At 73.2% G+C, this 14,602-nt stretch carries 10 protein-coding genes; 5 read left to right on the forward strand and 5 right to left on the reverse strand.

The window, feature by feature from the left end; all coding sequences use genetic code 11:
• Positions 1-191 precede the first annotated feature (191 nt).
• Complete coding sequence (locus tag ACGF8B_RS15385; protein ID WP_392713110.1) at positions 192-1,484, forward strand: extracellular solute-binding protein; 1,293 nt, start codon at positions 192-194, stop codon at positions 1,482-1,484.
• 205 nt (positions 1,485-1,689) lie between these two features.
• On the opposite strand, the gene fxsA is transcribed toward ACGF8B_RS15385, so the two are convergent.
• The 4 genes from fxsA to ACGF8B_RS15405 form a co-directional block, all read right to left on the reverse strand.
• Positions 1,690-2,280: an FxsA family membrane protein gene (gene fxsA, locus ACGF8B_RS15390; RefSeq protein WP_392738378.1), complete on the reverse strand. Its 591-nt coding sequence runs from the start codon at positions 2,278-2,280 to the stop codon at positions 1,690-1,692.
• A 97-nt stretch (positions 2,281-2,377) separates the two neighbouring features.
• On the reverse strand, positions 2,378-3,145 hold the full coding sequence (locus ACGF8B_RS15395; RefSeq protein ID WP_392738381.1) for a polyprenol monophosphomannose synthase: 768 nt from the start codon (positions 3,143-3,145) through the stop codon (positions 2,378-2,380).
• 550 nt (positions 3,146-3,695) lie between these two features.
• Entirely contained in the window at positions 3,696-5,342 is a 1,647-nt protein-coding gene (locus ACGF8B_RS15400; protein WP_392738384.1) for an amidohydrolase, read from the reverse strand.
• 46 nt (positions 5,343-5,388) lie between these two features.
• On the reverse strand, positions 5,389-5,829 hold the full coding sequence (locus ACGF8B_RS15405; protein ID WP_124718962.1) for an Lrp/AsnC family transcriptional regulator: 441 nt from the start codon (positions 5,827-5,829) through the stop codon (positions 5,389-5,391).
• 204 nt (positions 5,830-6,033) lie between these two features.
• On the opposite strand from ACGF8B_RS15405, the gene ACGF8B_RS15410 reads away from it, so the two are divergent.
• On the forward strand, positions 6,034-6,441 hold the full coding sequence (locus tag ACGF8B_RS15410; RefSeq protein WP_392738388.1) for a hypothetical protein: 408 nt from the start codon (positions 6,034-6,036) through the stop codon (positions 6,439-6,441).
• A 434-nt stretch (positions 6,442-6,875) separates the two neighbouring features.
• Here the strand turns inward: ACGF8B_RS15410 and ACGF8B_RS15415 are convergent, their stop codons facing one another.
• Complete coding sequence (locus ACGF8B_RS15415; RefSeq protein WP_392738391.1) at positions 6,876-8,048, reverse strand: acyl-CoA dehydrogenase family protein; 1,173 nt, start codon at positions 8,046-8,048, stop codon at positions 6,876-6,878.
• A 373-nt stretch (positions 8,049-8,421) separates the two neighbouring features.
• Between ACGF8B_RS15415 and ACGF8B_RS15420 the strand changes: the two genes are divergently transcribed.
• From ACGF8B_RS15420 to ACGF8B_RS15430, 3 genes are all read left to right on the forward strand, one after another.
• The gene (locus ACGF8B_RS15420) at positions 8,422-9,696 is read left to right on the forward strand and encodes a glycoside hydrolase family 18 protein (RefSeq protein ID WP_392738394.1); all 1,275 of its coding nucleotides are present in this window, start codon (positions 8,422-8,424) and stop codon (positions 9,694-9,696) included.
• Positions 9,697-9,911: 215 nt separating this feature from the next.
• The gene (locus ACGF8B_RS15425) at positions 9,912-13,241 is read left to right on the forward strand and encodes a right-handed parallel beta-helix repeat-containing protein (RefSeq protein WP_392738397.1); all 3,330 of its coding nucleotides are present in this window, start codon (positions 9,912-9,914) and stop codon (positions 13,239-13,241) included.
• Positions 13,238-14,449, forward strand: a complete 1,212-nt coding sequence (locus ACGF8B_RS15430; RefSeq protein WP_392738400.1) for a S8 family serine peptidase — start codon at positions 13,238-13,240, stop codon at positions 14,447-14,449. Before ACGF8B_RS15425 ends, ACGF8B_RS15430 begins: the two co-directional genes overlap by 4 nt.
• Positions 14,450-14,602 lie beyond the last annotated feature (153 nt).

The raw sequence follows: 14,602 nt of genomic DNA on the forward strand, positions 1-14,602 counted from the left end.
GGGGGGGGGGGCTTGGCGGGTGGGGGGGGGGGGGGGGGGGGGGGGGGGGCGGGTGGTGGGGGGGATGGGCGGGGCGGGCGAAGTGGTCTCGACCTCTTGTCCGCATCCGGCGCGCCGATCTAGTCTCCTGCCTGTTGTGCAGAACGAAACGGCCGTTGCGTATGCTGCAACGCTATCGGTGGGAGCCCCGTATGAAGCTTTCTGCCCGACTGCCCGTCCTGGCCCTGACGCTCGCGCTGGCCGCCGCCTGCGCCCCGCAGACCTCCGACACCGCCGCCGACAAGGACGACAAGAGCGGGACCCTGCGGGTCTGGCTGTTCCAGGAGGTCGACAACAAGCCGAAGGAGCGGGTCGTCGACGCCGCCGTCGCCGCCTTCGAGAAGCGCCACCGCGACACGGACGTCCAGATCGAGTACATCCCCGTCGAGACCCGCGCCCAGCGCGTCAAGGCCGCCTTCAACGACCCCGCCAGCGCCCCCGACCTCATCGAGTACGGCAACACCGACACCGCCGGCTATGTGAAGGACGGCGGACTCGCCGACATCAGCGCCGAGTTCGGCGCCTGGGACGAGGCGGAGGACACCGACCCCACCGCCCGCGCCTCCGTCACGGTCGACGGGAAGGTCTACGGGGCGCCGCTGTTCGTCGGCGTACGCGCCCTGTACTACCGCACGGACGTCTTCGAGGAAGTCGGCGTCTCCGTCCCCGCGACACAGGCCGAACTCATCGCGACGGCTAAGCGGATCCGCAAGGCCAGGCCCGAGCTGTACGGCATCGCCGTGGGCGGTCTCTACACCTACGGCGCGATGCCCTTCATATGGGCCAACGGCGGTGAACTCGCCACCCCGGACGGCGACACCTACAAGGCCGCCGTCGACAGCGACGCCGCGCGTGCCGGCATCACCGCGTACACCTCGCTGTTCGGCGACGACAACTGCCCGGCCGCCAAGTGCGCCGCCATGGGCGGCAACGCGACGGTGACCGCGTTCGCCTCCGGCAAGGCCGCGATGGCCATCGGCGGCGACTTCAGCCACGCCGCCGTCGAGGCGGGCACGGTCAAGGGCAGGTACGCGGTGGTGCCGCTGCCGGGCGTCACGGCCGGATCCATCGCCCCCGCCTTCGCCGGCGGCAACAACCTGGGCGTACTCAGGAGCAGTTCGCACCGCACACTCGCCGTGGACCTGATGAAGTCGCTGGCAGGCAAGGAGAGTCAGCGCGCCTTCTTCGACGCGATGGGCTTCCTGCCGACGTACACGGACGTCCGGGCCGACGCGGCGCGCGAGCAGCCGTTCGTGAAGCCGTTCATCGACACGCTCGCCACGGGCGCCAGGTTCGTCCCGGCGTCGCCCGCGTGGGGGCAGATCGACGCTTCCCAGGTCCTGCCCACGATGTTCCAGGAGATCGTCAGCGGGCGTAAGGACGTGACGGCGGCGGCCCGCGACGCCGCGAAGAAGATGGACGCGGCGTTCGCGGCTGCGGGCTGACACCCATGACGAACGGCACGCACCCGCCGCCGGCCCCCCCCCCCCCCCCCCCCCCCCCCCCCCCGCCCCCGCCCCCCCCCCCCCCCCCCCCCCCCCCCCCGCGGCTCTGTCGTTCCCGGACGGCTCCGTTCGTGCCCGGACGGCTATGTCATGCCCGTCCGTCCGGCGGCCGGGTCCGAGACCGGCCGCCGGACGGATATCCGGCTCAGGGAGTCAGCGGCGGCCGGGGGCCCTCGTCGGGGCGTGCGCCCGGCTGCGTGCCGTCCTCGCGGATGACCTCACCCTGGACCACCTTCCCGTCCGGCCGGTGAATGCGGGCCTGCTGGAAGGCGTCGGAGAGGCTGCCGGGGGTCGCGGCGCGCATCCGGCGCTCCAGCGACCGCTCCGCGTACCGGCCGAGCCGGGAACGGACCGGCGGCACGAGCAGCAGGAGCCCCGCCACGTCCGAGACGATCCCCGGAATGATCAGCAGCAGTCCGCCGAGCATCAGGAAGCCGTTGCCCCTGCCGCCCGATCCGGTGGCCGGAGGAGCGTCGGCGGCGCCGGGCCGGCCCGGCGTCTGCTGGAGCGTCTCGGTGAGATTGCGGAAGGCCCGGCGGCCGGCCCGCTTCATCACGGCGGCGCCCAGGACGATCCCCGCCACCAGGAGCAGCAGTACGGTGAACCCGCCCGCCGCGTCGGCCACGACGGTGAGCAGCCAGATCTCCAGCACCGCCCAGGCGGCGATGGCGAGGGGGACGAAGGTACGGGCGCGGGAGCGCCTGCGGGCGGTCGGGGGCGGTGTGCCGGTCGTCATGGTCCCCAGTGTGCCCGTACGGGCGTCCGAACGGCGCAAGGGGGTGATCACGGGCGCAGCCCCGGTGCCCGCCGCCGGTCGCGGCGGGCGCGGTGGATCAGATCGCCTTGCGGCCCAGGACCCGGTTCGTGCGGGAGGAGACGCCCCAGGAGGTGACCCGCCAGAGCGCCTCGACCAGGATGTCGCGGCTCATCTTCGAGTCGCCGATCTCCCGGTCGACGAAGGTGATCGGCACCTCGACGACGTGGTAGCCGGCCTCGACGGCGCGACGGGCCAGATCGACCTGGAAGCAGTAGCCCTGCGAGGCGACCCGGTCGAGGCCGATGCCTTCCAGGGTCTCGGCGCGGAAGGCCCGGTAGCCGCCGGTGACGTCCCTGGTCTGCAGTCCGAGGAGGAGCCGGGAGTAGGTGCTGCCGCCGCGGGAGATCATTTCGCGGGACTTGGGCCAGTTGACCACACGCCCGCCCGGCACCCAGCGCGATCCGAGCACCAGGTCGGCACCCTTGAGCGCGGTGAGCAGCCTGGGCAGTTCCTCGGGCTGGTGGGAGCCGTCGGCGTCCATCTCCACCAGCACGCCGTAACCGTGCTCGGTGCCCCAGCGGAAGCCCGCGAGATAGGCCGCGCCGAGTCCTTCCTTGCCCTTGCGGTGCAGCACCTGGACCTGGCTGTCCTCGGCGGCGATCTCGTCGGCGACCTTGCCGGTGCCGTCCGGGCTGTTGTCGTCGGCGACCAGGATGTCGGCGTCCGGCACCGCGGCACGTACGCGGCCGACGATCGGCCTGATGTTCTCCGCCTCGTTGTAGGTCGGAATGATCACCAGGATTCTGCCGAGCGGGCCGTACCGCCGCTGACCGCCGTCGTTCACTTACTGCCCCTTAAGTCCGTACGCAGATGCACACCATATCCAGCGCGCCGGGGCCGGTCTCCGACACGGTCGAAGGTGCCGGGCGCCGCCGGGGACAGAAGGCCGGAAGTACGGACAGAAACACGGGTACGAGCACGTACGGGAACTACGGATGGGGGCCCGGCGCCCTTCGGGCCGACCTGGGACCCGCTGGCTGCGGGTCGACCTAGAGCCGTTGTCTACTGAACGTCCGGGCCCCACCCGGGTCGCACCGCCGTCCGGCTGAAACCTTCCCTCGCCCCCGAGGCGCGGGCGCTGAACCTGGCTGCCAGTGGTGGTGCGCCGGTGCGGCACACCACCCCATGACCCAGCGGCGTTCGACGACTGCGTGGAGGTTTAACCGGTCGGACGTCCTGTGGTGGACTCGGCCGAACCTACCGGCCGGTGGGCGCGTTCTGTCAATAGCCGTCTGACCTGCAATATTTACGAAACTTGCCTGGTCAGTAGCGAAGATCCGCAGGTCGCGGCGGAACGGGGACCGCCGCGGGTGACGGCAGGGGACGGCCGGACGTCACTCGTTCGGCCGCTCGTAGACAGTTCGTCCGAACACCACGGTCCGCAGGCAGACCGGCAGATCGACACCCGGGGTGAGATCCGGCAGGCCTGGCGTGCCCGAGCGGGGGTCGGTCGACCAGCGGGCGACCCGGTCGTCCGGGGCCTGGACCACCAGGTCAGCGGTCCGCCAGACCGCGTAGTCGGCCGGGGCGCCTGGCACCAGGATGCCCGCGTCGTCCCGGCCCACGGCCCGCCAGCCGCCCCGGGTGTGGGCGGTGAAACCCGCCCGTACGGAGATCCGGTGCTCGGACGTGCGGTGGAAGGCGGCGGCCCGTACGGTGCCCCACGGGTCGAGCGGGGTCACCGGGCTGTCGGAGCCGAAGGCGAGGGGCACACCGGCCCGCAGGAGGGCCGCGTACGGGTTGAGGGTCCTGGCCCGCTCGGTGCCGAGCCGCCGGGCGTACATGCCCTCCTCGCCGCCCCAGGCGGCGTCGAAGGCGGGCTGGACGGAGGCGGTCAGCCCCAGCTCCGCGAACGCGGCCACGGTCTCGGGGGTGAGCATCTCGGCGTGCTCGACGCGGTGCCTGGCACCCCGGACCCGGGGCAGCCCGAGCGTCCGGGCGGCGGCCCTGACCCCGTCCACGACGGCGGAGAGCGCCGCGTCCCCGATGGCGTGGAAACCGGCCTGGAGCCCCGCCTCGGTGCACGCGGTGACATGGGCGGCGATCTGCGCCGCGTCCAGGTGCGCGGTGCCGGTGCCACCGGCCGGGCCGTCGGCGTACGGCTCGTGCAGGCAGGCGGTGTGCGAGCCGAGCGAGCCGTCCACGAAGAGGTCCCCGGCGGCTCCGACGGCCCCGAGTTCCCGGATCCGGCGGGCGTCCTTCTCGTCGGCGACCTGCTCGGCCCAGTAGCCGAAGACCCGCGGTCCGCGCTCGGCGGCGGCGATCTTGAGCAGTCCGGCGAAGTCCTCCTCGTCGGAGATGTCGGGGCCGCCGCACTCGTGGACGGTGCCGATGCCGAGCGACGCGGCGTGCCGCAGGGCGGCGCGCTGGGCATCGGCGCGCTGGCGCGGCGAGAGGGCGTCGTGGGCCGCGGCGCGGACAGCGTGGTGGGCGGTGCCGGTCAGCGGGGCGTCGGAGTGATAGCCGGTCAGCCCGGTGACGCCCGGGACCAGGTCGAGCAGGGCGGTGGTGACCACCGCGGAGTGCACATCGACCCGGGGCAGGTAGACGGGACGTCCGCCGGCCGCCGCGTCCAGCTCGCCGCGCGACGGGGGGCGCTGCTCCGGCCAGCGGGCGGCGTCCCAGCCGTGGCCGAGGACGACCCGGTCCGCGGGGTGCGCGGCCACGTACGCGCGCAGCAGGCCGAGCGCCTCGTCGAGGGTCCGGGCGCCGGACAGGTCGAGGCCGGTGAGGGCCAGGCCGGTCGATGTGGTGTGGACGTGGGCGTCGGTGAACGCGGGGGTCACCAGCGCGCCGTCGAGGTCGATCACTTCGTCGACGCCGCTCGCGAAGGCGTCGGCGGCCCCTTCCGAGCCCACCCAGGCGACGTGGCCGCGTTCGACCACCATGGCGGTGGCGAAGGGGTCGGCGGGGCTGTGGACGTCTCCACCGCGCAGCAGCACGGTGCGGTGTTCGCTCTGGGGGGCGGTGCTCTCGGTCATGGGACCAGTCTCGCGCCTGTCCGGAGCCGCACGGTCCGCGACCCCCTCAGATCTGCGGCGGCCGTGCCTCGTACGGCGTGGACAGGACGACCGTGGTGCGGGTGGAGACTCCGGCCAGCGACCGGATCCGGGTGAGCAGGTGCTCCAGCTCCAGGGGGGTCGCCACACGCACCTTGAGGATGTAGTTCTCGTCACCCGCGACGCTGTGGCACGCCTCCAGCTCCGGGACGTCGGCCAGCCGCTCCGCGATGTCGTCCGGCGCGCTGGGGTCGAAGGGCTTCACCGAGATGAACGCGGTGAGCGGCAGGCCGACGGCCTCGGGGTCGACGACCGCGGCGTAGCCCCGGATCACCCCGCGCTGTTCCAGCCTGCGGACCCGCTGATGAACCGCCGATGTGGACAGGCCCGTGGCCTTGCCCAGGTCGGTGTAGCTCATCCGCCCGTCCTTGACGAGCAACTCCACGATCTGTCGGTCCAGCTCCTCCATACGGACCAACCTATTGCCCCAGGTCCCTCCAGGCACAGCGGCAGGGGCCCCGGAAGGGGCACCTGCGGCGGGCATGTGACGAATGCCACAGGTTTACGGGTCGGTAGCCGTCCCCCTCGCGGTTACGGCCGATGCGCGACGGGAAGTGCTTGCTGTGGTCGAGGCCGTGTCGCCTGGTCGGCCCACCTGAGGGGGGAATTTCCCATGCAGAGCCTGAAGCTCACCGGACGCAGCGAACCGGATCCCGGCGAGGACGCCGTCAACGTCGAGGACACCGCTCCCGACGCGTACGACACCTTCGAGATGTACCGGGTGATCTGCCCGGACTGCGCGCAGCCGATCGCGCTGCTGGCGGACGAGGACGTGCTGCCGGAGCACGCGCTGTGCCCGACGCCGTGGAATCCGTTCGTGCTGACCGTCTGTGCCGGTACCGGCCGCGCGGCCGCGCAGTCGCGGCCCGCCGACGAGTCGCTCGACGTCCAGGAGCAGGAGACGGGCCTGCTGTTGACGCTCCCCCAGGGGCTCGACTGGAGGATGCAGCCGTTCTCGCACGCCGGTGGCCCGGGCTCGCGCCCGCTGCGGGTGCCGCAGATGCGGCGTCACGCCGCCTGACGGCGGCTGCGCGCGCGACCGCCCGGACCCCGTCCGGGCCCGCCCCGCACATCTGCGCCGCACCACGACGGCCCGGCCGGCGTGGTGCCCGCGGCGACGACCGTCCGCCGCGCGGAGACGGGGCGAACGGGCTCTCGAATCGGCCGGACAGTGACCGGGGCCCGCCCCGCACCGTTGGCCAGTCATGACCCTGCTGCATTCAACGGCCGGTCCCGGCCGTCGCCGTCTCGCCGCTCCCACCGCCGAAGAATCGGTTCCGCAGCCCATGGCTCCCCGGTCGGTGCCGCGACCCGTGCCGCACTCCACCGACCCGCCCATCTACCGGGCGCTGCTGAGCCATTGGGAGAGCGCGGACCGGACCCTGCCGGGCCGCCATGACCAGGAGTGGAACCGGATCATGACGACGCCCGTGTGGTCGGACCGGCCGCTGCGGCTCAGCGCGTCTCAGGACCCGCGAGGTGGCGCGCGATGACCATCCGCTGGATCTGATTGGTGCCCTCGACGATCTGCAGGACCTTCGCCTCGCGCATCAGCCGCTCGACGGGGAAGTCCTGGGTGTAGCCGTACCCGCCGAGCACCTGGACGGCGTCCACGGTGACCCGCATGGCGAGGTCCGTGCAGAACAGCTTGGCCATGGCCGCCTGGCGCGAGAAGGCCTTGCCCTCGTCGCGGAGCCGTGCCGCCTCCAGGTACAGCGCCCGACCCGCCTCGATCTGGGTGGCCATGTCGGCGAGCATGAAGCGCAGGCCCTGGAAGTCCGCGATCGGGCGGCCGAACTGCTGCCGCCCGGTGGCGTAGCCGACGGCCTCGTTCAGGGCCGCCTGGGCGACGCCGATGGCGCACGCCGCGATGCCCAGGCGCCCGGAGTCGAGTGCGGACAGGGCGATCGCGAAGCCCTGGCCCTCCTCGCCGATCCGGCGCGCGTCGGCGACCCGTACGCCGTCGAAGTTCAGCTGGGCGGTGGGCGAGCCCTTCATGCCCATCTTCTTCTCGGGGGCGGCCGCGTTGAGCCCCTCGGCGTCGCCGGGGACCAGGAACGCGGTGATGCCGCGGGGGCCCTCGACGCCGGTGCGGGCCAGGACCGTGTAGAAGTCGGCGATGCCGCCGTGCGTGATCCACGCCTTGGTGCCGGTGACGACCCAGTCGTCGCCGTCGCGTACGGCCTTCGTGCGCAGCGAGGCGGCGTCGGAGCCCGAGGCGGGCTCGGAGAGGCAGTAGGCGCCCAGCAGGCCGCCTCCCAGCATCGCCGGGAGGTGTTCGGTCCGCTGCTCCTTGGTGCCGTATCCGGCGACCGCGTGACAGGCCAGGGAGTGGACGCTGACGCCGAGGCCGACGGTCAGCCGGGCCGCCGCGAGCTCTTCGAGGACCTGGAGGTAGACCTCGTACGGCTGGTCGCCGCCGCCGTAAGCGGAGTCGTAGGGCAGTCCCAGCAGTCCGGACTCGGAGAGCAGCGAGAAGACCTCGCGCGGGAACCGGCCCGCTTCCTCCTCCTGAGCCGCCCGGGGCGCGATCTCCCGCTGGGCGATGTCGCGGACGAGCGCGACGAGCTCCTTGGACTCCTCGGTGGGCAGACGGCGTTCCACCAAATACGGGGCACGGTCGGACATGACGGCGCTCTCCTCCCTGTCGGGCGTTGCGACGGTCGCGCGCGAGGGGTGTGGGCGGCGCCGCCGGGGGCTTCCGGGCCGGGCCCGGAGAAGCACTGCTACCCAGCCGACGCCGGCCCTCTCGGATTACGAGAGCTGCTGGCCAGTGGCTGTGGCGGCTTGAGTATGCCCGATCGGACGATATCCGTCACGGGGTCACCGGGCGACTCGGCGCGGAACACGACGATCACCGGAAATGGTCCGAACCATTGACCTCACTGGTCTAGTCCATCTACGGTTCCCAGCGAACGGCCTTTGCACGTTCATGCCAAATCCACGCGATGGCCGACTGCTCGCCCCCACAAGCAAGTTCCCTCCCCCACGAGGAGACAAGATGTTCGGCAAGCACCGCCCCCGCGCCCGCTTCCGGGCGCTCGCCGCAGCCGCCTGTACCGCCGCCCTCGGCGCCACCCTGCTGGGTGTAGCGGGCTCCGCCTCGGCCGGCACTCCCCCCACCGACACACGGGCCGCGGCCCCCGCCACCGCCGACGCGGCCCCCACGGCGGCCGGCGACAAGGTGGTCGGATACTTCACCAACTGGGGTGTCTACGGCCGCAATTACCACGTCAGGAACGTCGAGACGTCCGGCTCGGCCGACAAGCTCACGCACATCAACTACGCCTTCGGCAACGTCACCGGAGGCAAGTGCGCGGTCGGCGACTCGTACGCCGACTACGAGAAGGCGTACACCGCCGACCAGTCCGTCGACGGCGTGGCCGACACCTGGGACCAGGATCTGCGCGGCAACTTCAACCAGCTGCGCAAGCTGAAGAAGCTGCACCCGGACCTGAAGATCATCTGGTCGTTCGGCGGCTGGACCTGGTCCGGTGGCTTCGGTGAGGCCGCGAAGAACCCGGCCGCGTTCGCCGAGTCCTGCTACAACCTGGTGGAGGACCCCCGTTGGGCCGATGTCTTCGACGGCATCGACATCGACTGGGAGTACCCCAACGCCTGCGGCCTGACCTGTGACACCAGCGGCCCGGCCGCGCTGAAGGGCCTCACCTCGGCGCTGCGCTCGAAGTTCGGCAGCAGCAACCTGGTCACCGCCGCCATCACCGCCGACGGCTCCGACGGCGGCAAGATCGACGCCGCCGACTACGCCGGCGCCGCCCAGTCCCTGGACTGGTACAACGTGATGACGTACGACTTCTTCGGCGCCTGGGACGCGAAGGGCCCGACCGCCCCGCACTCCCCGCTCACCGCCTACGAGGGCATCCCGAAGGAGGGCTTCAACAGTGAGGCCGCCATCGACAAGCTGAAGGCCCAGGGCGTCCCCGCGTCCAAGATGCTGCTCGGCATCGGCTTCTACGGCCGCGGCTGGACCGGCGTCACCCAGGACGCCCCCGGCGGCACCGCCACCGGAGCCGCCCCCGGCACCTACGAGGCCGGCATCGAGGACTACAAGGTCCTCAAGAACAGCTGCCCCGCCACCGGCACCGTCGCCGGCACCGCGTACGCCCACTGCGGCACCAACTGGTGGAGCTACGACACCCCCGCCACCATCGCGTCCAAGATGGACTACAAGAACCAGCAGGGGCTCGGCGGCACCTTCTTCTGGGAGCTCAGCGGTGACACCACCGACGGCGAACTGATCAAGGCGATCAAGTAGTCGCTCGACTCCGGGACGGGACGGCGGGCCGATCGGCCTTCCGCCCCGTTTCGCCTGTGATGCGGTGATCCGCGCGGGGGTCGACGCCCCGTGGTTCACGAGCCGTTCCCGCTCCGGCCGAAGCTCTCGCGGCGCACTCCGGCATGATGGAGCCGCACCCGCTCCGACAATGTGTTCCCAGGACCGCGGTGTGGCCCCAAGGAGGAGGATTCCGCTTGTCACGCCAGGTTCTGACGGTCTGTCCCGAGCGGCCCGACGGCTTTCGAACGATCGGTGAGGCACTCGCCAGGGCACGCAACGGCGCCGTGATCAGCGTCCGTTCCGGCACCTACGCCGAGAGTCTGGTCATCACCGTCCCCGTCACCGTCGTCGCCGAACAGTCCCGCGGCAGCGTCGAGATATGCCCGCCGCACGGCAGTGCCGTGGTGCTCCAGGCCGAGGCCGTGATGCTCACCGATCTGGTGCTGCGCGGCCGCGACGAAGAACTCCCGGTGGTGGACGCGCCGCGCGGCCAGATCGCGATGGACGGCTGCGACATCACCGGTGCCGCGTGGACCGCCCTGCTGGCCCGCGGGTCCGGTTCGGTGGCGCTGCGGGACTGCCGGGTGAGCAATCCGCGCGGCGCCGGGGTGGTGGTGACCTCGGCGGTGGAGAGTTCCGCCGAGTCCTGCACGGTCGAGCACCTGGGCACCTCGGGCGTGGTGATCGGTGAACGCGGCCGGATCACACTGCGCGGCTGCACCATCCGTGACGCGCGCGCCAACGGAGTGCTCGCCAACGGCGAGGGACAGGGCTCGGTGGAGGAGTGCGACATCTCCTCCACCGACAAGCCGTCCATCGCGCTGGAGGAGCAGAGCACCACCCGGGTCCTGCGGACCGTGGTCCACGACACGGGGGTGGGCGTCCACCTCTCCTCGTCGGCCCGGACGGTGCTGGAGGACCTCCGGGTGACCGGTACCAACGGGCCGGGCATCGTCCTGTCCGGCGGCACCGATCCGCTGCTGCGCCGGTGCCGTACCGCCCGTACGAAGGGCCCCGGCCTGCTGGTGTCGGACCGGGCCCGGGGCACCTTCGAGGACTGCTGGCTGGATTCGGCCGAGGACGCCGCGCTGCACGTGCGGGGCTCGTCCTCCCCGGTACTGGTCGGGCTGACCGTCCGGGACAGCGTGCAGACGGGGGTGCTGCTGGAGGAGGAGTCGGTCGCCGAGCTGGACCGGCTCGAAGTACTCGACGCGGGCGGCGCGGGCCTGCGGATACGCAGCGGCGCCAATCCGCTGGTGCGCAGGGCCAGGATCGGCGCCGCGAAGGGGCACGGCGTGGAGGTCGTCAAGGACGGCCGGGGCCGGCTGGAGGACTGCGAGATCGAACGGCCGGGCGGCGCCGGGATCCGGGTCGCGGACAACGGCAACGTCTATGTCGGCGGGGGCTCCGCGCACGGCGCCGCGCACGGCATGTCGGTGGCGGCGGGCGGCAGCGTCACCGTCCGGGACTGGGACGTCCGGGAGGCCACCGATTCGGGTGTGGTGGTCGAGGACGGCGGCGAACTGACCGCGACCCGGCTGCGGATCGCCGCCGCGGCGGGACACGGGGTGCTGCTCGCCCAGGGCAGCCGGGGCGCCTTCACCGCCTGCGAGGTGAGCGGCTCGGGCCGGGACGGCTTCCGGGTGGAGACCACCGCCGCGGTGTCGGTGGTCAACTGCACGGCGCGGGACAACGAGGGCGGCGGCCTGGTGCAGGCCCAGGCGGGCGACCGGCTGGCGGTAGAGCACCTGACCAGCACGGAGAACGGCAAGCGGGACGCCTGGGGGCTCGGCGAGGCCGAGGGCACCGATCCGGCCGGCACAGGCGCCTCGGGCACCGGTGCGGGGACGGCGCGCGAGGACGGCCCGCTGGCCGAACTGGACGCGCTGATCGGTCTGGAGAACGTCAAGCACCAGGTGCGTACGCTGGTCAATCTGATCCAGCTCGCCCAGCGGCGGGCCCGGCTCGGTCTGCCGGCCCCGCCGATGAGCCGCCACCTGGTCTTCTCCGGGCCGCCCGGCACCGGCAAGACCACGGTCGCCCGGCTCTACGGGGCGATCCTCGCCGAGCTGGGGGCGCTGCCCTCCGGCCATCTGGTGGAGGTGTCGCGCGCGGACCTGGTGGCGCAGATCGTCGGTGGTACGGCCATCAAGACCACCGAGACGTTCAAACGGGCGCTGGGCGGGGTGCTGTTCGTCGACGAGGCGTACAGCCTGCTGTCGGACGGACGGGGTTCGGGCGCCGACTTCGGCCGGGAAGCGGTCGACACGCTCCTGAAGCTGATGGAGGACCACCGCGACGACGTCGTCGTGGTCGCCGCCGGGTACGCGGACGAGATGCGGGACTTCCTCGGCTCCAACCCGGGTCTCGCCTCGCGCTTCTCCCGGACGGTCGAGTTCGAGAACTACGCGGTCCCCGAACTCGTCGCGATCATCGAGAGCATGTGCGCCCAGCACCGCTACGAGCTCGACGAGTCGACGCTCGGCGCGCTCGCCACTCACTTCGAGCGGATGCCCAGGGACGCCGGCTTCGGCAACGGCCGGGCCGCCCGGCAGGTGTTCGAGGAGATGGTGGACCGTCAGGCGTACCGGCTCGCCGCCCTTCCCGACGCCGACGAGCAGGACCTCACCCGGCTGCTGCCCGAGGACGTCGGCGAGGAGGCGGCGGCCGCGGTGTCCGGCCGGCCGGGCGACGGCGGGGCGGAGAGCGACCCGCTGGCCCGGCTCGGGGACATGGTGGGCCTGGCCGCCGTCAAGCGCGATGTGACCGACCTGGTCAATCTGCTGGCCACCGCGAAGAAGCGGGAGGCGGCCGGGCTGCCCGCGCCGCGGATCAGCCACCATCTGGTCTTCACCGGGCCGCCCGGCACCGGCAAGACCACGGTCGCCCGGCTCTACGGCGAGCTGCTGAAGTCGCTCGGGGTGCTGCCGCGCGGCCAGCTCGTCGAGGTGGCCAGGGCGGACCTGGTCGGCCGGTACGTGGGACACACCGCCCAGCTCACCCGGGAGGTGTTCGACCGGGCCAGGGGCGGGGTGCTGTTCGTCGACGAGGCGTACACGCTGACCCCGGAAGGTTCCGCGGGCAGCAGCGACTTCGGGCGCGAGGCGGTGGACACGCTGCTGAAGCTGATGGAGGACCACCGCGACGAGGTGGTGGTGATCGTCGCGGGCTACACCGGTGAGATGGAGCGCTTCCTGGCGTCCAACCCCGGTCTGTCCTCCCGGTTCTCCCGGCGGGTGGAGTTCGCCGACTACTCCTCGGACGAGCTGGTCACCATCGTCCGCCAGCACGCGGCCGCGTCCGGCTACGAGTGCGCGGCCGGCGCCGGTGCGGTCATGCGCGAGTACTTCGACGCGCTGCCCAGGGACCGTTCGTTCGGCAACGCGCGGCTGGCCCGACAGGTCCTGGAGGGCATGATGACCCGCCAGGCGGGCCGGCTCAGCACCATGGCGGCGCCCGGCCTGGACGATCTGCGGCTGCTGCTGCCGCAGGACGTCGTACGCCCGCAGGCGGTGCCCGAATGAGGGCCGGACGCCGTGCCGGACGGGTTCCGGCCGCCGCGCTGCTCGCCGCGGCGATGGTGCTGCCGGCTGCCGGTACCGCCGCGGCCGAGGGCGAGAAGGTCAGGCTGCCGGTGATGCCCGCGCGGCTCGAAGCCGGCGATCCGTGCACCGGCGGGTCGAAGGCGCGGGCCACGGCGGTGCCGTGGGAACAGCAGAACCTCCAGCTCGCCCGGACCTGGACGTTCGGCAGGGGTGCGGGGGTGAAGGTCGCGGTGGTGGACACCGGGGTCTCGGCGCACGCGCCGACGCTCGCGGGCCGGGTCTCGGCGGTGGGGTCCGCCGGGGCGGACTGCGTGGGCCACGGGACGTTCGTGGCCGGGCTGATCGCCGCCGCGCCCGCGAAGAACGTGCGGGTCGCCGGGGTCGCCCAGGAGTCCCGGATCATCGCGGTGCGGGGCACCGACGAGCGCGGGGCGGCGACCGCGGCCTCGGTCGCCGCCGGGATCCGGGCGGCCACCGACGCGGGTGCGAAGGTCGTCCAGGTCTCCCCCGCGCTGGCCGCCGACTCGGCCGGGCTCGCCTCGGCGGTGAAGTACGCGGCCTCCCACGACGCGCTGATCGTGGCCGCCGCGACCCCCGACCCGGCCCGTTCCTCGCCGGGCCGGGAGCCCGAGCCGCCGCGCGACTACTGGCCGGCCTCGGCGCCCGGGGTCCTCTCCGTCATCGACATGGACGCGCGGGGCACCCGCCCGGACGGGGCACCGGCCACCCGTGGCGCCGACCTCGCCGCCCCCGGTGACGGGGTCGTGGGCGTGGGACCGCGCGGGACGGGGCACTTCATCGGGTCGGGGGCGTCGTTCGCCGCCGCGTACGCGGCGGGCACGGCCGCGCTGGTGCGGTCGGCGCATCCGGAGCTGTCGGCCGCGCAGACGGCGCAGCGGCTGACCCGTACCGCCTACCCGGCGGACGTGCCGCGGCTGGACCCGTACGCCGCCGTCACCTCCGTGCCCGATCCGGTCGGGCGCACGGAAGCGGTGCGGGACGACTCGGTGGTGATGCCGCCGGGCAACGGCAGCGGGGGTGCCACCCGCAGGGCGGTGTGGATCGCGGTGGGCGGCGGTTCGCTCGCGCTGCTGGTCGCGTGGGCGGCGCTGGTCGCGCCCCGTGGCCGCGCCCGCGGCTGGCGTCCTGCGGGCCGCCGCCCGGTGACCGGGACGACGGGCGACTGAGCGGCCACCGCACAGCGAGGGGCCCGGGGGGGGGGGCCCCCCCCCCCCCCCGGGGGGGGGGGGGGGCCCCCCCCCCCCCCCCCCCCCCCGCCGGGCGGGGGGGGGGGGGGGGCGGCCGCAGTAAGTGGGCCGGCCCCGCCGCCGGGTGCGCGG

Source organism: Streptomyces sp. NPDC047917 (genome assembly GCF_043204345.1).
Classification (GTDB): domain Bacteria; phylum Actinomycetota; class Actinomycetes; order Streptomycetales; family Streptomycetaceae; genus Streptomyces; species Streptomyces sanglieri.

Excerpts from the sequence above, each read along its gene's own strand:
- ACGF8B_RS15385 (WP_392713110.1), top strand. The coding sequence starts at position 192 with ATGAAGCTTTCTGCCCGACTGCCCGTCCTGGCCCTGACGCTCGCGCTG.
- fxsA (WP_392738378.1), bottom strand. The coding sequence starts at position 2,280 with ATGACGACCGGCACACCGCCCCCGACCGCCCGCAGGCGCTCCCGCGCC.
- ACGF8B_RS15400 (WP_392738384.1), bottom strand. The coding sequence starts at position 5,342 with ATGACCGAGAGCACCGCCCCCCAGAGCGAACACCGCACCGTGCTGCTG.
- ACGF8B_RS15405 (WP_124718962.1), bottom strand. The coding sequence starts at position 5,829 with ATGGAGGAGCTGGACCGACAGATCGTGGAGTTGCTCGTCAAGGACGGG.
- ACGF8B_RS15410 (WP_392738388.1), top strand. The coding sequence starts at position 6,034 with ATGCAGAGCCTGAAGCTCACCGGACGCAGCGAACCGGATCCCGGCGAG.
- ACGF8B_RS15415 (WP_392738391.1), bottom strand. The coding sequence starts at position 8,048 with ATGTCCGACCGTGCCCCGTATTTGGTGGAACGCCGTCTGCCCACCGAG.
- ACGF8B_RS15420 (WP_392738394.1), top strand. The coding sequence starts at position 8,422 with ATGTTCGGCAAGCACCGCCCCCGCGCCCGCTTCCGGGCGCTCGCCGCA.
- ACGF8B_RS15430 (WP_392738400.1), top strand. The coding sequence starts at position 13,238 with ATGAGGGCCGGACGCCGTGCCGGACGGGTTCCGGCCGCCGCGCTGCTC.